The sequence below is a fragment of the Pseudomonas sp. B26(2017) genome (assembly GCF_002113045.1).
GTDB lineage: Bacteria > Pseudomonadota > Gammaproteobacteria > Pseudomonadales > Pseudomonadaceae > Aquipseudomonas.
In genome coordinates, this window is sequence record NZ_NEJJ01000023.1 from 21,337 (window position 1) to 40,268 (window position 18,932).

Annotated in this window: 20 protein-coding genes; 4 read left to right on the top strand and 16 right to left on the bottom strand. The window is 59.6% G+C overall.

Annotated features, from left to right (window positions below; all coding sequences use genetic code 11):
- Positions 1 to 98: 98 nt before the first annotated feature.
- Positions 99 to 836 carry a septum site-determining protein MinC gene (minC, locus tag CAF79_RS26970; protein ID WP_085701203.1) on the bottom strand — a complete coding sequence of 246 codons (738 nt, stop codon included), beginning with the start codon at positions 834 to 836 and terminating at the stop codon, positions 99 to 101.
- Positions 837 to 953: 117 nt separating this feature from the next.
- Between minC and CAF79_RS26975 the strand changes: the two genes are divergently transcribed.
- Both CAF79_RS26975 and CAF79_RS26980 read left to right on the top strand, forming a co-directional pair.
- Positions 954 to 1,886, top strand: coding sequence for a lipid A biosynthesis lauroyl acyltransferase (locus CAF79_RS26975; RefSeq protein ID WP_085701123.1), 933 nt, complete (start codon positions 954 to 956; stop codon positions 1,884 to 1,886).
- A gap of 36 nt (positions 1,887 to 1,922) precedes the next feature.
- Positions 1,923 to 3,095 (top strand): patatin-like phospholipase family protein, encoded by a 1,173-nt coding sequence (locus CAF79_RS26980; RefSeq protein ID WP_085701124.1) that lies wholly within the window; start codon positions 1,923 to 1,925, stop codon positions 3,093 to 3,095.
- A 130-nt stretch (positions 3,096 to 3,225) separates the two neighbouring features.
- Here CAF79_RS26980 and CAF79_RS26985 read toward each other — a convergent pair whose 3' ends face one another.
- From CAF79_RS26985 to puuE, 9 genes are all read right to left on the bottom strand, one after another.
- A complete protein-coding gene (locus tag CAF79_RS26985; protein WP_085701125.1) occupies positions 3,226 to 4,011 on the bottom strand; it encodes an outer membrane protein OmpK in 786 nt (261 codons plus the stop codon).
- Positions 4,008 to 4,382, bottom strand: a complete 375-nt coding sequence (locus CAF79_RS29010) for a hypothetical protein (RefSeq protein WP_139832634.1) — start codon at positions 4,380 to 4,382, stop codon at positions 4,008 to 4,010. The genes CAF79_RS26985 and CAF79_RS29010 overlap by 4 nt, the downstream gene beginning before the upstream one ends.
- Before the next feature lies 1 nt (position 4,383).
- Positions 4,384 to 5,169, bottom strand: coding sequence for an outer membrane protein OmpK (locus CAF79_RS26990; RefSeq protein ID WP_085701126.1), 786 nt, complete (start codon positions 5,167 to 5,169; stop codon positions 4,384 to 4,386).
- An 84-nt stretch (positions 5,170 to 5,253) separates the two neighbouring features.
- Positions 5,254 to 6,612: a nucleobase:cation symporter-2 family protein gene (locus CAF79_RS26995; protein WP_011333188.1), complete on the bottom strand. Its 1,359-nt coding sequence runs from the start codon at positions 6,610 to 6,612 to the stop codon at positions 5,254 to 5,256.
- Between the two features lie 168 nt (positions 6,613 to 6,780).
- Positions 6,781 to 8,094 carry a urate hydroxylase PuuD gene (locus tag CAF79_RS27000; protein ID WP_085701127.1) on the bottom strand — a complete coding sequence of 438 codons (1,314 nt, stop codon included), beginning with the start codon at positions 8,092 to 8,094 and terminating at the stop codon, positions 6,781 to 6,783.
- A gap of 51 nt (positions 8,095 to 8,145) precedes the next feature.
- Entirely contained in the window at positions 8,146 to 8,649 is a 504-nt protein-coding gene (locus tag CAF79_RS27005; RefSeq protein WP_027613342.1) for an ureidoglycolate lyase, read from the bottom strand.
- Between the two features lie 117 nt (positions 8,650 to 8,766).
- Positions 8,767 to 9,762 (bottom strand): allantoicase, encoded by a 996-nt coding sequence (gene alc / locus CAF79_RS27010; protein ID WP_085701128.1) that lies wholly within the window; start codon positions 9,760 to 9,762, stop codon positions 8,767 to 8,769.
- 90 nt (positions 9,763 to 9,852) lie between these two features.
- On the bottom strand, positions 9,853 to 10,368 hold the full coding sequence (uraD, locus tag CAF79_RS27015; RefSeq protein ID WP_007960034.1) for a 2-oxo-4-hydroxy-4-carboxy-5-ureidoimidazoline decarboxylase: 516 nt from the start codon (positions 10,366 to 10,368) through the stop codon (positions 9,853 to 9,855).
- The gene (gene puuE, locus CAF79_RS27020) at positions 10,365 to 11,291 is read right to left on the bottom strand and encodes an allantoinase PuuE (protein ID WP_085701129.1); all 927 of its coding nucleotides are present in this window, start codon (positions 11,289 to 11,291) and stop codon (positions 10,365 to 10,367) included. The genes uraD and puuE overlap by 4 nt, the downstream gene beginning before the upstream one ends.
- A 430-nt stretch (positions 11,292 to 11,721) precedes the next feature.
- Here puuE and uraH point away from each other — a divergent pair, with 430 nt between their 5' ends.
- The gene (uraH, locus tag CAF79_RS27025; RefSeq protein WP_011333195.1) at positions 11,722 to 12,075 is read left to right on the top strand and encodes a hydroxyisourate hydrolase; all 354 of its coding nucleotides are present in this window, start codon (positions 11,722 to 11,724) and stop codon (positions 12,073 to 12,075) included.
- A 107-nt stretch (positions 12,076 to 12,182) separates the two neighbouring features.
- Here uraH and CAF79_RS27030 read toward each other — a convergent pair whose 3' ends face one another.
- From CAF79_RS27030 to CAF79_RS27045, 4 genes are all read right to left on the bottom strand, one after another.
- Positions 12,183 to 13,763: a hypothetical protein gene (locus CAF79_RS27030; protein ID WP_085701130.1), complete on the bottom strand. Its 1,581-nt coding sequence runs from the start codon at positions 13,761 to 13,763 to the stop codon at positions 12,183 to 12,185.
- A gap of 139 nt (positions 13,764 to 13,902) precedes the next feature.
- Positions 13,903 to 14,532, bottom strand: a complete 630-nt coding sequence (locus CAF79_RS27035) for a LysE family translocator (protein ID WP_085701131.1) — start codon at positions 14,530 to 14,532, stop codon at positions 13,903 to 13,905.
- An 87-nt stretch (positions 14,533 to 14,619) separates the two neighbouring features.
- Positions 14,620 to 15,969 (bottom strand): NCS2 family permease, encoded by a 1,350-nt coding sequence (locus CAF79_RS27040; protein WP_039769903.1) that lies wholly within the window; start codon positions 15,967 to 15,969, stop codon positions 14,620 to 14,622.
- Between the two features lie 196 nt (positions 15,970 to 16,165).
- Complete coding sequence (locus CAF79_RS27045; RefSeq protein ID WP_011333199.1) at positions 16,166 to 16,609, bottom strand: MarR family winged helix-turn-helix transcriptional regulator; 444 nt, start codon at positions 16,607 to 16,609, stop codon at positions 16,166 to 16,168.
- 82 nt (positions 16,610 to 16,691) lie between these two features.
- Between CAF79_RS27045 and CAF79_RS27050 the strand changes: the two genes are divergently transcribed.
- On the top strand, positions 16,692 to 17,858 hold the full coding sequence (locus CAF79_RS27050; protein WP_085701132.1) for a PLP-dependent aminotransferase family protein: 1,167 nt from the start codon (positions 16,692 to 16,694) through the stop codon (positions 17,856 to 17,858).
- Between the two features lie 32 nt (positions 17,859 to 17,890).
- On the opposite strand, the gene CAF79_RS27055 is transcribed toward CAF79_RS27050, so the two are convergent.
- Together CAF79_RS27055 and folE are read right to left on the bottom strand one after the other, a co-directional pair.
- The gene (locus CAF79_RS27055; RefSeq protein ID WP_039769909.1) at positions 17,891 to 18,262 is read right to left on the bottom strand and encodes a glutathione S-transferase N-terminal domain-containing protein; all 372 of its coding nucleotides are present in this window, start codon (positions 18,260 to 18,262) and stop codon (positions 17,891 to 17,893) included.
- A gap of 102 nt (positions 18,263 to 18,364) precedes the next feature.
- Positions 18,365 to 18,910, bottom strand: coding sequence for a GTP cyclohydrolase I FolE (gene folE, locus CAF79_RS27060; protein WP_085701133.1), 546 nt, complete (start codon positions 18,908 to 18,910; stop codon positions 18,365 to 18,367).
- Between the last annotated feature and the right edge of the window lie 22 nt (positions 18,911 to 18,932).

Here is an 18,932-nt window from a genome sequence, read left to right on the forward strand (position 1 = left end):
ACAGCCTTGGCTGGAATTCGGCTTTTGGCCTTTTTCCTACTTCGTTTGAGCCGTTTTCGCTACGTTTTAGAGATGCTTGGAAAATGCGGCAGTATCCGTTAAAGCCGAATGATGTTCAACACGTCGCCCGACAGGCTGACCTGTACGCCCGAGCCCCACATCGGATCGCGACGCAGGTCCTCGGAAACCTTGTAGTGGCCTGCGATGGAGATCAGTTCAGCGCTCAATTGCTGACAGAAAATCCGCGCCTTGGTGTCGCCCTTGACCCCGGCCAGCGCACGACCGCGCATCGGGCCGTATACATGGATGTTGCCATCGGCGAGAAGTTCCGCCCCCGGGCTGACCGAGGACACCACCACCAGATCGCCACCCTGGGCATATATCTGTTGGCCACCACGTACTGGCGTGGTGATGACGCGGGTCGGTTTGACGGCCGGCTCCGGCGGTTTTTCCGGCTTCTTCGGTGCGACGGGTTCAGCGCTTTCCAGCGGTCGTTCGCGGGCGCCGGACGGCGGCAGCACCGGGATGTCGATGGCGATGGCGGCGGCGATGTCTTCGATGCGGCTGGCGCGGATCGCCAGGGTGCGCAGGCCGTGCTGACGGCACACGCGCATCAGGCCCGGCAGGTCGACAGCGCCTTCGCCTGGCGGCAGTTTGTCCAGCGCCAGAACCAGCGGCGCGTTGCTGAAGAAATTCGGTGCCTGGGCGACTTTGGCGGCCAATTGCCGATCGAGGCTGTCCAGGTCGTTGCGGGACAGCTCCAGCACTGTAATGGCGAGCATGCTGCCCTTCAGCTGGAACACGGGATCTTGGTCTTTCGGTTCGGTTTGGCTCATGTCGGCATACAACGGCTTGTCACTAAAAGTGCCGAGACTTATAACGAGAACGCCCGCAGGCCGCAAGCCGGGTCGAACGATGTAGAATGCGCGGCCACTGTATTTACGGAAGCTTTAATGGATCGCCCGCGTTTTCGAAAAGCATTTCTTGCCCCGCGCTTCTGGCCGCTCTGGTGCGGCCTCGGGCTGTTGTGGCTGATCGTGCAACTGCCCTATCCGGCGTTGCTGGCCATCGGTCGTTTTCTCGGTGCCCTGATGTATCGCTTCGCCGGCGACCGGCGGCGCATCGCCAAGCGCAATCTGGAACTGTGTTTCCCGGAAAAGTCCGCCGCCGAACGCAAGCGCCTGCTCAAGGAAAACTTTGCCTCCACCGGCATCGCCTTCTTTGAAATGGCGATGAGCTGGTGGTGGTCGCGTCAGCGTCTGGCCAAACTGGCTCACGTCGAAGGTCTGGAGCATTTGCAAAAGGCCCAGCGCGAAGGCAAGGGCGTGATTCTGATGGCGGTGCATTTCACCACCCTGGAAATCGGCGCGGCGCTGCTCGGCCAGCAGCACACCATCGATGGCATGTACCGCGAACACAAGAATCCGCTGTTCGACTTCGTCCAGCGTCAGGGTCGCGAGCGGCACAACCTCGATTCGCTGGCGGTGGAGCGTGACGACGTGCGTGGCATGCTCAAGCTGCTGCGTTCCGGCCGGGCGATCTGGTATGCACCGGATCAGGACTACGGCGCCAAGCAAAGTATCTTCGTGCCGCTGTTCGGCATTCAGGCTGCAACGGTCACCGCCACCAGCAAGTTCGCCCGGTTGGGCAAGGCGCTGGTGGTGCCGTTTACTCAGGAGCGTCTGGCCGACGGCAGCGGTTATCGTCTGGTGATTCATCCGCCGCTGGAAGGTTTCCCGGGCGAGACCGAAGAGGAAGATTGCATCCGCATCAATCAGTGGGTCGAAAGCGTGTTGCGTGAATGCCCCGAGCAATACCTGTGGGCGCACCGACGCTTCAAGAGCCGGCCACCGGGCGAGCCGAAGCTGTACGCCAAACGCGGTTGATTTGACCCATCCCCACAAGCACCACGGAGCGTTGCGATGAGCCCAGCTGAACCGGTCACAGGTTTGATTCTTTCCGGCGGTGGGGCTCGGGCGGCGTATCAAGTGGGAGTGCTGGCGGCGATCGCCGAATTGCTGCCATTGGGGGCGGACAATCCGTTTCCGGTGATCGTCGGCACTTCTGCTGGTGCCATCAACGCGGTCAGCCTGGCCAGCGGTGCCACGGATTTTCGCGCCGCCATCGAACGTCTGACGCTGTTCTGGCAAGGCTTTCGCAGCCATCGCGTGCTGCGCAGCGACTGGCCGGGGGTGATCCGCCAGGCCAGTCGTTTTGTCAGCCACAGTCTGTTGGGCATGGGCCGGCAAGTGCCGGTGGCGCTGCTCGACAGTTCGCCGCTGCGTCATCTTCTCAATGAAAAACTGCACATGCCCGGCATCGCCGAATCCATCGCGCGCAAGCAATTGCACGCGGTTGCAGTGACGGCATTCGGCTACGAGTCCGGGCAAGCGGTGACCTTCTACCAGGGCGGCGGCACCATCGATTCCTGGCTGCGTCACCGTCGCATCGGCGTGCCGACGCATTTGTCGGTTGAGCACTTGCTGGCCAGTTCGGCGATCCCCCTGTTGTTCGCGCCGGTGAAAATCGGCGAGGAGTATTTTGGCGATGGCGCGGTGCGGCGGTCAGCGCCGATCAGTCCGGCGCTGCATCTGGGGGCGAGCCGGGTGCTGGTGGTGGGTGTCAGCGGCAACCCGCGCGGATTTGACCCGGCGCAACCACTGGAGCGCACCTACACCGGTCAACAGCCGACACTGGCGCAGATCGGCGGGCACATGCTCAACAGCACCTTTATTGATAGCCTGGAAAGCGATATCGAACTGCTTCAGCGTCTCAACCAGTTCAGCCGGCTGATGCCCGAAGGCACGCCGACCCGCGCGCTGGGTGTGGCGCCGGTGGAAGTGCTGGTGATTTCACCAAGTCAGCCGATCGATGAAATCGCGGCGCGGCATCGCCAGGAACTGCCGGCGGCGTTGCGGTTGTTCTTGCGTGGGCCGGGGGCGACCAAGACGAGCGGGGCAGGGGTGTTGAGTTACTTGCTGTTCGAGGCGGGGTATTGCAGCGAATTGATCGACCTTGGGCGGCGCGATGCCTTGGCCAAGCGCGATGAGCTGTGCCGGTTTCTCGGGATCGGCGAGGCGCTTGTTCCCGCTTGAGATTTGGGCGCAGCAATCGCTGGCAAGCCAGCTCCCACAGGGTTCTGCGGTGTACACAACCGCTGTGAACGGCGCGTGACCCTGGGGGAGCGAGCTTGCTCGCGATGGCGTCCATAAGGACGCCGCCGGATCAGAAGTGGAACTTCACCAGGAAGCTGGTCACGTTCTGATTGGTGGTGAAGGCACGGGTATCATCGATCCCGTACTTGTCTTTCCAGTAGTCGTATTCAACACCGACGTACAGCTGCTTCTCGCCGAAATTCAGCGCCTTGCCCAGGTCGTATTTGACCTGTGGGTTGAAGTGCAGGTTGGCGTGGTATTCGCCCTTGCTGTTAACGTCGTTGTCGACCACCCAGTCCATGAAACCATCGATCAGGATGTTCGAGTCGCCGACCGGAATGGTGTAAGACCAGACCGGTGTGATCTGCCAGACATTGTCGCCCGGACGCGAGCCTTCGGTGTGACGCTGATAGAAGTTCAACTGGAAGTAGTCGAAGCCGGGAATCGCCAGGTCGAAGCCTGGACCGATCAGGTAGGACTCGACGTCGCCTTCGCCGAACTCGTAGGTCATCGCCAGCAGCACGTCTTTGACCGGGCCGAATTCGATCTTCTGATCGAGGATCTTGCCTAACGACAGGCGTGGACTGAATTCGCCGTAGTAAGTGTTGTTGCCGACACCACCGTCAGGCTTGCCGTTGTAGAAAATCTTGTCGACGAACAAAAAGTTGTCCCCGTACTTCCAGGCATCGGCGTGCTCGAAGGTGACGGTCTGCTGGATGGCCGGGTTGACCTTGAAGTCCTTGCCGTAAAGGTAGGTCAGGCTGTTGTTCTGCCATTGCAGCAGACCGTCGGCCATGGCCTGACCCCCTGCCAGCAGCGATCCCGCGAGCATCAGGCTGGTGCACATACGTTTCATTCGGTTGCTCCCAAAGTAGGTGTTCCACGTTTATTTTTTTGAGTCGGCGCTCTGGTGTGGCGCCTTTTTTCGTTGCAGCAAAAATCATCCATCCGGTCAGCTTTCATGCTGTTAGCAAGAGCTGAGCCAAGGCTTTTCGAAAAACAAAAAAACGCCCGTCGGCTGCTGAAAAACAGTCGATTGAGCGTGTTTTCGGGATGCCTCGGTACTGACCGCGGCCGGGATAAGTTGGCTTTTCGGTCAGGAATTAAATTCGGGCTTTTTTTTAGACCGAATTCAGGAGGCCGCGGAGAATACTGACTCAACGGCCAGGCCTCAAGTGCCCCGCAACAGAGCACCGACGACAGGTAAGGCGCACGGTTGCGGGTCATCTTAGAAGTGCACCTTCACCAGCAGGCTGGCGGTGTTCTGATTGGTGTCGAAACTGTGGGTGTTTTCGATGCCGTATTTATTTTTCCAGTAGCTGTATTCGGTGCCGACGTACACCTGCTTTTCGCCCCAGCCAAGGGCTTTGCCCAGGTCGTATTTGATCTGCGGGTTGATGTGCAGGTTGGCGTGATAGGTGCCGCGCGAGTTCTGGTCGTTATCGACCACCCAGTCCAGATAGCCGTCGATGAGCAGGTCGGAATTGCCCACGGGAATGCTGTAGGACCAGCCGGGAGTGATCTGCCAGACGCCATCGCCGGGGCGCGGGCCTTCGGTCTGGCGGCGATAGAAATTCAGGGTGAAATAGTTGAAACCCGGCACCTTGAGGTCGAAGCCGGGACCGATCAGATAGGCCTCGCTGTCGCCTTCGCCGTACTCGTAGGTCATGGCCAGCAGCACGTCCCTGATCGGGCCGAACTCCAGCTTCCTGTCGAGGATCTTGCCGAACGACAGGCGCGGGCTGAATTCGCCGTAGAACGCGTGGGGGCCTTTGTTGCGGTCTTCCTTACCGTTGTAGAAGATCTTGTCGACGAACAGGAAGTTGTCACCGTATTTCCATTTGTCGGCGTGCTCGAACGTCACCGTCTGCTGGATCGACGGGTTGATCGCGAAGTTCTTGCCGTACAGGTAGCTCAGGCTGTTGGTCTGCCACAGCAATAAATCGCCGGCCATGGCCTGGGATGCGGCCAGCAGGCCGCCGCTCAACAACACGTTGGTTTGAGTCCGGATCATCTGTTGCTCCCTCTTATTTTTATTGTTTGAGGCAAAGCTGTCGCGAGGGGCTGGCGTTGGCGAGCCCCTTTTTTTCTCTTCGGATCAGTGCGGGTGTGCGTGGCAGTCGTTGATCGCGGCGCGTTCGGCGCCACCGAGAATGTTGAACAACAGGTTCAGCGTCAGCGCGCTCAGGGTGGCCATGGCGATCCCGCTGTGGGTGATCGGGCTCATCCACAACGGCAGGTGGGCGAAGAATTCCGGACGGACCACGGGAATCAGGCCCATGCCGATGCTCACCGCCACCAGCAATTGATTGCGCCGGTCGCCAATGTCGGCTTCCTGCAAAATCTTGATGCCGGTCGCCGCCACCATGCCGAACATCGCGATCGCCGCCCCGCCCAGCACCGCCGGTGGAATCGACGCCACCAGGAACGCCGCTTTCGGCAGCAGGCTCAGGACGATCAGCAAGCCGCCGGCAACGATGGTCACCGAGCGGCAGCGCACGCCGGTCATCTGCACCAGTCCGATGTTCTGCGCGAAGGAAGAGTGGGTGAAAGTGTTGAAGAATCCGGCGAAGAACGATGCCCCGGCATCACACAGCAGTCCGCGACGCAGCATGCGCGGGCAGACTTCCTGGCCGGTGATCTTGCCCAGCGCAAGGAACATCCCGGTGGACTCGACGAAGATGATCACCACCACCAGGCACATCGACAAAATCGGCGCCAGTTCGAACTTCGGCATGCCGAAATGCAGCGGGGTGACGAACTGAACCCATGGCGCGTTGGCCATGCCGCTCAGGTCGACCATGCCGATGGCGCCGCAGAGCACGTAGCCCAGGCACATGCCGATCAGCACGGAAATGTTGACCCAGAAACCGCGCATGAAGCGGTGGATCAACAGAATGGTGGCCAGCACCAGTGCGGCGATGGCCAGGTAAATCGGTGAACCGAATTGAGCGGCGCCAGCGCCGCCACCGGCCCAGTTCACGGCCACGGGAAACAGCGACAAACCGATCGAGGTGATGACCGTGCCGGTCACCAGGGGAGGGAAGAAGCGTACGACCTTGGACATGAACGGCGCGATGATCATGCCGAAGAACCCGGCGGCGATGGTTGCGCCGAAGATTCCCTGGAGACCGATGCCGGGCATGCCGGCCATGGCGACCATGCTGCCGACGGCGGCAAAACTGGCGCCCATCATCACCGGCATGCGAATGCCCATCGGGCCGATCCCCAAGGATTGCACGATGGTGGCGATGCCGGCGACCAGCAGGTCGGCGTTGATCAGGAAGGCAATTTCTTCACGACTCAGGCCAGCGGCCTGTCCAATGATCAGCGGTACCGCGATGGCGCCGCCGTACATCAGCAGTACATGTTGCAAACCGACCAGGATCAGTTGCAAAAGGGGCAAACGCTGAATGGCGGGTGCGTCGGGGATGCGCGCTTTGGACAGCTCGGACATGCAACACCTCGGATCTTTTTTATTCTTGTGATGAACAGCTGCCGGGTTGCTCACAGCTGTTTCTTTGCATCAGGTAAACCGCGTTGCGGCTGATCGCTGGCAAGCCAGCTCCCACACAGGCAGTGCAAAATCCTGTGGGAGCCGGCTTGCCAGCGATGTTTTTACGGCTTAGTTGGTCTGGGCTCCCTGGGCGATCCATGCACCGATCAGGTCACGTTCCTGCTGGGTCATCTGTGTGATGTTGCCCAGTGGCATGATCTGCGTGGTGATGGCTTGCGCCTGGATCCGCGCCGCGTTCTGGCGGATCTGCTCGGGGGTGTCGAACATCACACCGGCCGGTGCAGCGCTGAACAGCGGGCTGGTCGGTTTGGCCGAGTGGCAGACCGCGCAGCGTTCCTGGATCACGTTGTGCACCTTGTCGAACGCAGGGCCGGCGTTGGAGGCCTGAGCGGGAGCGGCGGCCGGTGCAGCAGGGGCTGCTGGCTGCGCCGCTTCAGCCGGTTTCGCGCGACCACCCAAAGCCGTTTCCGGCAGCGGCTGGTACTCGATTTTCGCAGGTGCCTTGGCCACGTCCGGAGCGGTCGACATCGGCGCAGGGCCGGTGACGTACGCCAGACTGATCATGCCCACTGCTGCCACTGGCAGGGTCCAGGCAAATTTGTGGCTGTCGTGACGGGTGTTGAAGTAGTGACGCACCAACACCGCCAACACTGCGATCCCGGCCAGGATCAGCCAGTTGTACTGGCTGCCGTAAGTGCTCGGGAAGTGGTTGCTGATCATGATGAACAGCACCGGCAGGGTGAAGTAGTTGTTATGACGCGAACGCAGCAGGCCTTTGGCCGGCAGGGCCGGATCCGGCGTGCGGTTCTCGGCAATCGCGGCAACCAGTGCGCGCTGCGCTGGCATGATGATGCGGAACACGTTGCCGACCATGATGGTGCCGATGATCGCGCCGACGTGCAGGTACGCACCACGACCGCTGAACACCTTGCTGAAGCCATACGCCGCGCCGATGATCAGCACGAACAGGATGAAGCCGAGCAGGGCGGGTTTCTTGCCGAGGGGTGAATCGCAAAGGAAGTCGTAGATGAACCAGCCGGCGATCAGCGAACCGATGCCGATGGCCACGCCTTCAGGGCCGGTCAGGCCGCTGCCGGGTGCCACGAGATAGAGCACGGGGTTGGAGTAGAACACCACGCACAGCAGCGCGATCCCCGACATCCAGGTGAAATAGGCTTCCCATTTGAACCAGTGCAGGTTCTCCGGCATCGACGGAGGGGCCAGTTTGTATTTTTCCAGGTGATAGATACCGCCGCCGTGGATCGCCCACAGATCACCGGCAAGACCGGTTTTCGGGTTGACGCGGTTGAGGTTGTTCTCCAGCCAGACGAAGTAGAACGACGCGCCGATCCAGGCCACGCCAGTGATCATGTGAACCCAGCGCACGCTCAGGTTCAGCCATTCCAACAGATGTGCTTCCACAGTCTTTACCTCTCGCCTGTCACTCTTGTTGTCGAGTGATCAGACCTTCTCTTATTGGTGGGGGGCGAGGATCAAACGCTCATCCTCTTTGAAAAAATGCTCATCGCAGTTATTGCCTGTGCCACTGCGATCAACCACCAGGAAGTCATCCCGCTTTTCGATCGTCAGCACCGGGTGGTGCCAGACGCCGCGATGGTAATTGATGCCCTGCCTGCCGTTGGTGACGAAGGCGCGGACCAAGCCTGATACAGGTACATCGCCAAGTGGCGCGACCACGATCAGAAAGGGGTTGCCGAGCAGCGGAATGAAAGCCTGGCTGCCCAGCGGATGGCGTTCCAGCATGCTGACGGTCAGCGGCATGTCCTGCGCGTCGGCGCGGAAGATGCTGATGATCGCGTTGTCCTCTGGCGTCGCGGTTTCGACCGTCGCCAGTTTGTGGAAGCGCATGGTCGAACCGTTGTTGATCATGAAGTGATCGCTGCCGTCGGTTTCGATCACGTCACCGAAAGGGGCGAAGGCTTCTTTGGTCAGCGGTTCAATCGTCAGTGTGCGCATGCTGTTCTTCTTTTCCGAATTCTGTGTTGTTTGATCTGACGCTTTCGCGAGCAAGCTCGCTCCCACAGGAGTTGCGATCAATGTGGGAGCGAGCTTGCTCGCGAATGGTCGCGCCGCTTACTTCGCTACCTTGCCGAGAACGCGCAGGCGGCTCACGCCACCATCCGGGAACACGTTCAGACGGATGTGGGTGATCGGGCCCAGTGCCTTGATCTGCTCGACGAAGGTGTGTTCGGCGTGCATTTCCAGCTTCTGGCTTGGCAGCAGTTCGCGCCAGAACAACGACTGGGTTTCGATCTGGCTGTCGGTGCCGCCCTTGACGAACGCGCCCTGGATCGAGCAGCTGTCCGGGTAGTTGCCCTTGAAGTGCAGGGTGTCGACGATGATCTTTTCGATCTCGCCCGGATGGCCCAGCGCGACGATCACCCAGTCATTGCCTGGCGTGCGACGACGGGCGGTTTCCCAGCCATCGCCCATGTTGATGCCACGGCCCGGGTTGAGGATGTTGCTCATGCGGCCGAAGTGTTCGTCGGAGCAGGCGAGGGCGCGGCCACCGTTGAGGGCTGCTGCCAGGTCGACTTGCTCGTTGTCGCCAACTGCCGACCAGTCGCGGAACGGAATGCCGTACACGCGCAGACGGGCCACGCCGCCATCCGGGTAGATGTTGAAGCGCAGGTGGCTGAACGCCTTGTCGTTGCTGATTTCGTGGTAGTGGTGGCTGTTGCCTTGCAGTTCGACGGCCGACAGCACTTCTGTCCACTGGGTGTTTTCGTCCGGCTCGCCCGACGCCAGGAAGCACGCTTCCAGCGAGGCCGATGGCGGGAAGTTGCCGGTGAAGAATGAAGTGTCGATGTCCACGCCTTTGATCGAACCCGGCACGCCCAGGCGGATCACCGCGCTGTCATAGCCTTCGAAGCGCTTGCGGCGGGACTCCCAGCCGTCCATCCACTTGCCGTTGTCATCGAACACGCCCTCCTTCCACACGGCCGGGGTCGGCTGAAACAGACGATTGGCGTCTGCGAACCAGTCATCGGTGACCGAGATGATTTTGGTGCCCAGACGGGCGTCGGCCAGGTTGACGAACTTCTCGAAAGGTACGGCGTAAGCTTTCATTCTTCTTGTCTGCCTTTAAATAAGTGGCTGGGGATGCTTGCAAGGCCCTGGGAAACGCAAGCGTTCTAGAGGTTTCTCGGGCCAGGCTTGCTAGAGAGTCAGTAATCGGAACAGGGCGATCTTGTTGATCTCCGCCAGCGCGCATTTGAACTCGGTGTCGACCGGGTTGTGAATGCGCGTTTCGAACGCCGCGAGGATCTGATGCCGGTTGCTGCCTTTTACCGCCATGATGAAGGGAAACTTGAACTTGGCTTTATAGGCGTCGTTCAGCTCGGTGAAGCGCTGGAACTCTTCGGCCGTGCATTGGTGAATACCGGCGCCAGCCTGTTCATTGGTGCTGGCTTCGGTCAACTCGCCCTGGACGGCAGCTTTGCCGGCCAGGTCCGGGTGAGCGTTGATCAGTGCCAGTTGACTGGCGTGATCGGCGCTCAACAGGATGTCGCTCATGCGCTGGTGCAGGGTTTCGATCTGGTCGATCGACGCGTCCTGGCCCAGGTCGAAGGCCTTCTCGGCCACCCATGGCGAATGTTCGTAGATGTCGGCGAAGGCTTTGACGAAGGCGTCGCGGCTCAGGGTCGACGGTTTCAGGGTTTGAAAGGTGCTCATTTGGCAGCCCCTTGGTACGGGTGGGTTTCGTGCCAGTGACGCGCGATGTCGACGCGGCGGCTGAACCACACCTGTTCATGACTTTTAGCGTATTCGATAAAGCGCTTGAGCGAAGCCAGACGCGCCGGACGGCCCACCAGACGGCAGTGCAGACCGATCGACAGCATCTTCGGCGCTTCGGCGCCTTCGGCATAAAGCACGTCGAACGCATCCTTGAGGTATTCGAAGAAATCGTCGCCCTTGTTGAAACCCTGGACCTGGGTAAAGCGCATGTCGTTGGTGTCCAGGGTGTACGGGATCACCAGGTGCGGTTTGCCGGTCGGGTTGTTCGGTTCCCAGTAGGGCAGGTCGTCGTCGTAGGTGTCGCAGTCGTAGAGGAAACCGCCTTCTTCCATCACCAGGCGACGAGTGTTCGGGCCGGTGCGGCCGGTGTACCAGCCCAGCGGGCGCTCGCCGGTGAGTTCGGTGAGGATGCGGATCGCTTCGAGCATGTGCTCGCGTTCCTGCGCCTCGTCCATGTACTGGTAGTCGATCCAGCGATAACCGTGGCTGCAGATCTCGTGACCGGCATCGACCATCGCGCGGATCACGTCCGGGTGACGCTGGGCGGCCATGGCCACGGCAAAGATGGTCAACGGAATGTCGAATTCCTTGAACAGTTTCAGAATCCGCCAGACGCCGGCACGGCTGCCATACTCGTAAAGCGACTCCATGCTCATGTTGCGCACGCCTTGCAGAGGCTGGGCCGCGACCATTTCCGAGAGGAAGGCTTCCGATTCTTTGTCGCCGTGCAGAATGTTGCGCTCGCCGCCTTCTTCGTAATTGAGTACGAACGACAGGGCGATCCGGGCGTTACCCGGCCAGTGTGGGTGAGGAGGGTTACTGCCGTAACCGATCAGGTCGCGTGGGTAGTCAGCGCTCACTGCAGTCTTCCTTCTTATTCGTTGACAGATTGTGTGGCGCCCTGAAATTTGGATGGCAGGCTGGCGTCACAGCGATGGGCTGATTGTATACAACTTTATTCTCAATTTGTAAGCCTGATTTTTCGCATTTTTCGCCGGCTGTCATCTTTTGCTGTTAATGGCGTGAACCTGCAAGAAACCTGCCTGACCAGTCAGCTAATGGATTGGGGGTTCAATGAATGCAAGGTTGCACGGCAAATCACCGGAAAATCGAAGGATGGCGGGGGTGGCAGGAAAAATGTCGTTTTTATTGTGTACAATTTTTTTGAAAAGTGTCTTAATCAATCGCTCGCCGCAGCTTTTCGTGCTCCGAAACGGTGCGGTCTCCTTTTCAACTGACTTCGGGAGGCGCGAAGTCTGACTGCTCCACGCAGGCAGGCGCGCAGAATCAATGGGACGTTTGACAACACACGTTTTGGACGCTGCACACGGTTGCCCGGGCAGCTCGATCAAGGTCGAGCTGTACCGCGTTGAAGGTTCGCACCTGGAATTGGTCGCCAGTGCGCTTACCAACAGCGATGGCCGGGTTGATGCGCCGCTGCTGCAAGGCGATGACTACCGTACCGGTGTCTATCAGGTTCAGTTCCACGCCGGCGATTATTACCGCGCCCGTGGCGTCCAGTTACCGGAGCCGGCATTCCTGGACGTGGTCGTACTGCGGTTCGGCATCTCTGCCGAACAGGATCACTACCACGTACCGTTGCTGATCTCGCCTTACAGCTATTCCACCTATCGGGGCAGCTGACCCCCAAGCGGCTGCCCCTGCCGGGAAGCGACTGCGCATATAGCTTCTTTGGTCTTTCGCCCGCTCACACTGCGGGCTTTTTTTCGTGCCCCGAAAGACGTCCCGGATTAACGGTCGGGAAGCGCTCCAAACTTCGAATCATCATCCCTGACGATGAAAACGGAATCGGTCTGCGAAGCCAGGATCTGCGATCCTCCCTTGAGCCAGACCAGCCTTTTTTCGGCATGCGCCTGAAGCATTTCCTGATGGGCCGAATAGCCAACCTGAGTGGTCAGGCGCATATCGGCTGCCTCGGGAGCGAACCTCAAGTGTTGGTAAATTTTCTTTCCTCTGATGCGGTACAGGCTGATGAAAAAAACAAAAGGATGATTCTTGCGACGAAACACCAGCGCCGGATAAGCATCTGCCTGGGTCGGGGTAAAAACGTCATAACCCTGCCGGTTCAGGACACCGGCCATGACGCGCTTGAGTTCTGTGCCTGACTGCGTTGTTTTGAAATAGTCCCATTCCTTCTTCGTCAGATCGAAGTCCAGTCGCTGGAGAGGACCTTCCGGGGACGCGGAGGGTAGTTCCAGAATCCGGTTGAATCCCCCCTCGCTGGTGGTTGGCAGTATCGGGAGCATCAGTAACGGATCGGCCAGCTCCGGGCGGGGAGTGCTGTTGCCACTTTTCCAGTCATTGAATGTCTGCCTGAGCCGGGTCAGGCCGACGCTGGTTGCCATGTCCCCTTCATTGGCCAGACCGAATTGATGCCTGGCCACCTTGTTCACTGAGGTTTCGGACAGTTGAGGAAAAAAAGTGGCGATGTATTGCTTCAGTGGATGTTGGAAGGGGAGATTCGGATCTATCTCCCACTGATTGGCGGGCGGAACGCGGATCGCGCCTCTGGGTTGCTGCATCAGGTCTGTGCCAAGGATGCGTTCCATGTAATCGAAATCGTATACCCAGTGGTTCGGATTCTTGATGTAGGCGATCGGGTGATCCGGGTCGCTGCCTCGAGGCATCAGTGGAAACCGGATGCCATCGACTTCAATGCTGCCGAAGGGAGCGTGCTCGAGTGAAACACCCCAGTTTTTCCAGGGATCGGACCACTCATCATCCGTCGTAGTGGCAGAGCGTTTGGGCGCGACAATCTCTTCAGGATCTTCATCCGGGTTGCGCAGGCGTTTGAGCGTTAATGTGGAATCGCTGCTGCCAGCGCTGTTGTCAGTGGGTTTGACGCGCCACAAGAGCGAGCCCTCAACCTGTTCGACGCGTGGCCCGGTGGGTCTGTGGTCGCTGTTCAATCGGGCCCGAAAATGGTTTTCCGAATCGATGCCCAGCAATATCGTCCCCCCTTCCTGGAGGTCGACGAAGTGCCTTTGCGTCCCGAGTTCTCGAATGCCGGAAAGTGCATTTGGCGCCGGTAGTCGGGACAAGTGATTGGGCGGAAGGAAAAAGTGCTCGATCGGTGCATGGGTGATGACAGGGGTGATATGGGTGTCGCCCGGAAGATCGACGATCTCTAAAGCCAATGGTTGGGAGGAGGATGATTGAGCTGGCGGGTCGACAGAGATTCTGCCTGCATCGTCGAGGGCGACGTTCAGCGGCAGCCTGTGCAGCGGCGGTAGCCCGACATCGGGACGGGTGAAAGGCGTTTCGGGGGAGGTGGTCGAGGCACCGGGTTTTATCGGGCGTTTGGGGCTCATGGGTATTTCGCTCGCAAGGTTGATTCACGTTGATCTGGCCAGAAGGGCCGGATGTTCGGTGAATCAACGTCGCGAAGTGCGGTACATATATCTATGTGTGAGGCGAAATGTAGTCGGGTGTTGCCCGCCCTCTGTGGCCTCAGTGACTGCTCAACAACGAAGCTGCCCCAGCGCCGCCGAACAAACCGGCACTGATGCGGTTGAACCAGCTCTGGCCCTTGCCGCTGCGCAGGTAGCGTGCTGCACCGTGAGCGCCGAGGCCGTAGGTCAACTTGCACAGCAGATCAAGCACTGTCCAGGTCGCAATCATCACCAGCAGTTGTGGCAGAAACGGCTGCTCGGCATTGAGGAACTGCGGCAGGAAAGCGGCGAAGAACAGGATGTCTTTCGGGTTGCTGGCGCCCAGCATGAATGCACGTCCAAAGAGCGCGCGAAAGCGTGGAACAGGCGCCGCCTGCGGTACTTCTGCGCCAACCGATGGCTGACGCGATTGCTGCCAGCTCTGCCAGGCGAGGTAGAACAGGTACAGCGCACCGACGATCTTCAATGCGCTGAAGAGTTTTTCCGAGGCCAGCAGCAGGGCGCCCAACCCCAGTGCCGAAGCGCTGAGCAGGCAGATCGACGCACTCACACCTCCCAGAAAGGCCGGATAGGAACGGCGCAAACCGTAATTCAGACTGTTGCTGATCATCAGCAACGACAGCGGCCCCGGAATCAGGATCACCACCAGCGCAGCGCCGCTGAACAGCAGCCAGGTTTCCAGACTCATCACTTGCTCCTTTTTATCGTTATCAAGAATGTGCAAAAGCCCCACCCGTTGGGGTGAGGCTGTTTTGAAGCGTGAACCGCGTAGCGCTTACAGGAAGATGAACTTGGCGATGAAGATCGCGCAGAGCACCCACAGGCTGACGGAGATCTCTTTGTATTTACCGGTGCCGGCCTTCAGCGCGACATAGGTAATGAAGCCCAGCGCGATACCGTCGGCAACCGAGAAGGTCAGCGGCATCATGATCGCGGTGACGATCGCCGGAATGCTGTCGGTCGCTTCGTCCCATTCGATGTGCGCCATGCCGCCCATCATCAGCATCGCTACGTAAATCAACGCGCCGGCGGTGGCATAGGCGGGAATCATGCCGGCCAGCGGTGCAAAGAACATCGCGGCTATAAATAGCACACCCACGGTGACTGCGGTAAGACCAGTCCGACCACCAGCCGCTACACCGGCAGCACTTTCCACGTAACTGGTGACCGGCGGAACGCCGACGACTGCACCGAATACGCTGGAGGCGGAGTCGGCTTTCATCGCGCGGGAAAGGTTTTCGATGCGGCCGTCAGCGTTCACCAGGTTGGCGCGCTGGGCGACGCCCATCAGGGTGCCGGCGGTGTCGAACATGTGTACGAAGAGGAACGCCAGTACCACGCTGATCATGCTGACGTTGAATACGCCGGCGACGTTCATGGCCATGAAGGTCGGCGCCAGGCTTGGCGGGGCGGACATGATGCCCTCGTAGTGCACCAGACCAATCCCCCAGCCGGCGAGGGTGACGGTGATGATGCTGATGAGGATCGCGCCAAACACTTTGTGGTAGCTGAGGATCGCGATCATCAGGAAGCAGATGGCGGCAAGCAGCGGGCCGGGTTCACGCAGTGAGCCGAGTTTGATCAGGGTGGCCGGGCTATCGACCACAATGCCGGCGGTTTTCAGGCCGATCAGCCCGAGGAACAGACCCACGCCGGCGCCCATTGCATAGCGCAGGCTGACCGGAATGCTGTTGAGCAGCCATTCGCGAATCCGCGAAAAGGTCAGGATCATGAACAGCACGCCCGAGACGAACACCGCACCGAGGGCGGTTTCCCAGTTGTAGCCCATGGTGCCGACCACGGTATAGGTGAAAAACGCGTTGAGGCCCATGCCCGGCGCCAGGCCTACCGGCCAGTTGGCGTAGAGGCCCATCAGCAGGCAGCCCAGCGCAGCGGCGATACAGGTGGCGACGAAGGCTGCACCGTGATCGATCCCGGCATCGGCCATGATGTTCGGGTTGACGAAAATGATGTAGGCCATGGTGATGAAGGTTGTCAGACCGGCAATCAGCTCGGTCTTCACCGTGGTGCCATGCAAGCTGAGTTTGAAGATGCGCTCAAGCAGGCCAGTGCGTAACGGCGGCGAGAGTTCCAGCGTCGATGCTTCGGATTTGCGGCTTTCCACAGCGAGTACTCCTCAAGAGTTTTATTGTTATTTCCAGGACCGGACCCATGAGGGGTGGCAGCGGCCCTTTGAGGCATACGCGAATTTGTTGACCATGCGGTCAGGAACTCGCACGCTGTGGATTATGCTTTTGTGTACAAATAAAGCAAATATTGTTTTTGATTTTGTGGACGAAAAGATCGGCGATCGAGCTATATCACTCGTTCGGGCGATTGGTTCCCAGCGCCAGATTCACCGCCAGCCAACCGTTGACCGCCGTTTCGCCGGCTTCGGCAAAGACCCGCTCGAGCAATTTCACCTGCTCGCGGCGCAGCGCCTGTTCGAATTTCGCACCTTCAACCGTCAGCTCCAGCAGGCGCTTGCGCTTGTCAGTCTCGGACGCCACGCTGTCCACCAGATGCATTTCCTGTAACTGACGCAACGGCATGTTCAGCGCCTGCTTGCTGACGCCGAGCAGCGCGAGCAATTCCTTGACGCTCAGGTTCGGGTAGCGGGCGATGAAAAACACAATGCGTTGGTGTACTCGGGACAAGCCGCGACGCTCAAGCATTTCATCGGCCTTGGCGGTGAATGCCTGGTAACCAAAGAAAAAGGCTTCCATGGCCTGTTGTTGGCTGGCGCAGTTTTTAAGGTCAAGCATATTGACGCTTCCAGTGAGGGTGTCGTAATTTCAGTCAACAAGTTTGACTCATTTTTCCCATGCCTCGCTAGCGGTGACTTCCATGGCTTTTTCCGAACGTGTCTCGCGCCTCAAAAGTTCTCTGATCCGTGAAATCCTTGCCGCGGCCCAGCGCCCGGAAGTCATGTCTTTTGCCGGCGGTTTGCCTGCAGAAGCCATGTTGCCGAAGGTCGAGTGGGCCGACATGCCGCTGTCTCTCGGCCAGTACGGCATGAGCGAAGGAGAGCCTGCACTGCGCGAAGCGCTGGCGGCAGAGGCGAGGGCGCTGGGTTTGCCGTGTGAGGCGAGTCAGGTGCTGGTGGTCAGCGGTTCTCAGCAGACCCTCGACCTGGCGGCCAAGCTGTACATCGACAAAGGCACCGAAATCCTGCTCGAAGCGCCGACGTATCTGGCGGCCTTGCAGATTTTCCAACTGTTCGGCGCCGATTGCCTGACCGTGCCGCTGGAGGCTGACGGTCCGAACCTTGCGCAATTGCGTCAGCGTCTGGAGCAGCATCGTCCGGCGTTCATCTATTTGATTCCGACCTTCCAGAACCCGTCTGCCGTGCGCTACAGCGAAGCCAGGCGCGAAGCCGTTGCGGCATTGCTCGACGAATTCGGCGTGACCCTGATCGAAGACGAACCCTACCGCGAACTGACCTTCGACGGCGGCAGCGCCCAGCCGATTGCCGGACGCCTGAAAAAATCCAGCTGGATCTACACCGGCACCGTGTCGAAAACCCTGTTGCCAGGCTTGCGTGTCGGCTACCTGATCGCCAGCCCGGAGCTGTTCCCGCACCTGCTCAAACTGAAGCAATCGGCAGATCTGCACACCAATCGTATCGGTCAGTGGCAAGCATTGCAGTGGATCGGCAGTGAGAAATATCAGCAGCACTTGAGTGAATTGCGCAGCTTCTACCGTCAGCGCCGCGATGCATTTCAAGCAGCGCTGGAAATCCATTTCGCCGACCTGGCGGACTGGAACACGCCGCAAGGCGGGCTGTTTTTCTGGCTGACACTGAAGCAACCGCTGGACACCCGAACGTTGTTGAATACCGCGCTGGCCAATGATGTAGCGTTCATGCCAGGCGAACCGTTCTTTCCCGAGCCCGATCGCAATCCCGGCCACCTGCGCCTGAACTTCAGCCACATTGATCCGGCTCGTCTGGACGAAGGGCTCAAGCGGCTGGCAGCGGTGGTGCGCCAGGCGCAGGCGGCGCAGGCGGCATGAAAAAGCCGGCCCTCAGGCCGGTTTTTTTTGAGTCAGACTGCGGCGAACCGCTGGTTCAGATATTCGATGATGGTGTTGGACTCGTACATCCAGGTGGTCTGGCCGTTCTCTTCGATGCGCAGGCACGGCACTTTGATCTTGCCGCCCTGTTCCAGCAGGGTCTGACGATCCTGCTCGTTGTTTTTCGCGTCCTTCAGGGCCACCGGAACGTTCAGGCGGCGCAGGCTGCGGCGGGTCTTCACGCAGAACGGGCAGGCGTGGAACTGATACAGGGTCAGGTCCTTGGCGGCGGCGTCAACCTGAGCCTGGGCAGCGGCGGGGCGCTGTTTCTTGCCTGGGCGAGTCAGGAAATCAACGAAGATGATCAGTTGGCCGAGGCCGACACGAAGCGCTTTGACGAACACGTTACAAGCCTCACAGGGACATTGAAGAAGGCGCGCAGCTTACCCGATTTTTCACGGACGAAAAAAAACCGGCGATCAACGCCGGTTCTTTTCTGCAATCAATTACTTGATCAGGCTGAGAAACTCGCTGCGGGTCGCCGCGTTTTCGCGGAACTCACCGAGCATCACCGAGGTGATCATCGACGAATTCTGTTTCTCCACACCGCGCATCATCATGCACATGTGCTTGGCCTCGATCACCACCGCCACGCCCAGCGCGCCGGTGACCTGCTGGACCGCGTCGGCGATCTGGCGGCTGAGGTTTTCCTGGATCTGCAGGCGGCGGGCGTACATGTCGACGATCCGCGCGACCTTCGACAGGCCCAGCACTTTGCCGCTCGGGATGTACGCGACGTGGGCCTTGCCGATGAACGGCAGCAGGTGGTGTTCGCACAACGAGTAGAGCTCGATGTCCTTGACCAGCACCATTTCGCTGTTGTCGGAGCTGAACAGGGCACCGTTGGTGACCTCTTCGAGCGTCTGTTCATAACCGCGGCAGAGGTACTGCATGGCTTTGGCGGCACGTTTTGGCGTGTCGCGCAGGCCCTCGCGGGAGACGTCCTCGCCCAATTGGCCGAGAATCGCGGTGTAGTTCTGTTCCAGTGTCACAGGGGCTGATTCCATAAGGGTT

Excerpts from the sequence above, each read along its gene's own strand:
- minC (WP_085701203.1), bottom strand. The coding sequence starts at position 836 with ATGAGCCAAACCGAACCGAAAGACCAAGATCCCGTGTTCCAGCTGAAG.
- CAF79_RS26975 (WP_085701123.1), top strand. The coding sequence starts at position 954 with ATGGATCGCCCGCGTTTTCGAAAAGCATTTCTTGCCCCGCGCTTCTGG.
- CAF79_RS26980 (WP_085701124.1), top strand. The coding sequence starts at position 1,923 with ATGAGCCCAGCTGAACCGGTCACAGGTTTGATTCTTTCCGGCGGTGGG.
- CAF79_RS26985 (WP_085701125.1), bottom strand. The coding sequence starts at position 4,011 with ATGAAACGTATGTGCACCAGCCTGATGCTCGCGGGATCGCTGCTGGCA.
- CAF79_RS29010 (WP_139832634.1), bottom strand. The coding sequence starts at position 4,382 with ATGACCCGCAACCGTGCGCCTTACCTGTCGTCGGTGCTCTGTTGCGGG.
- CAF79_RS26990 (WP_085701126.1), bottom strand. The coding sequence starts at position 5,169 with ATGATCCGGACTCAAACCAACGTGTTGTTGAGCGGCGGCCTGCTGGCC.
- CAF79_RS26995 (WP_011333188.1), bottom strand. The coding sequence starts at position 6,612 with ATGTCCGAGCTGTCCAAAGCGCGCATCCCCGACGCACCCGCCATTCAG.
- CAF79_RS27005 (WP_027613342.1), bottom strand. The coding sequence starts at position 8,649 with ATGCGCACACTGACGATTGAACCGCTGACCAAAGAAGCCTTCGCCCCT.
- alc (WP_085701128.1), bottom strand. The coding sequence starts at position 9,762 with ATGAAAGCTTACGCCGTACCTTTCGAGAAGTTCGTCAACCTGGCCGAC.
- uraD (WP_007960034.1), bottom strand. The coding sequence starts at position 10,368 with ATGAGCACCTTTCAAACCCTGAAACCGTCGACCCTGAGCCGCGACGCC.
- uraH (WP_011333195.1), top strand. The coding sequence starts at position 11,722 with ATGGGACGTTTGACAACACACGTTTTGGACGCTGCACACGGTTGCCCG.
- CAF79_RS27030 (WP_085701130.1), bottom strand. The coding sequence starts at position 13,763 with ATGAGCCCCAAACGCCCGATAAAACCCGGTGCCTCGACCACCTCCCCC.
- CAF79_RS27035 (WP_085701131.1), bottom strand. The coding sequence starts at position 14,532 with ATGAGTCTGGAAACCTGGCTGCTGTTCAGCGGCGCTGCGCTGGTGGTG.
- CAF79_RS27045 (WP_011333199.1), bottom strand. The coding sequence starts at position 16,609 with ATGCTTGACCTTAAAAACTGCGCCAGCCAACAACAGGCCATGGAAGCC.
- CAF79_RS27050 (WP_085701132.1), top strand. The coding sequence starts at position 16,692 with ATGGCTTTTTCCGAACGTGTCTCGCGCCTCAAAAGTTCTCTGATCCGT.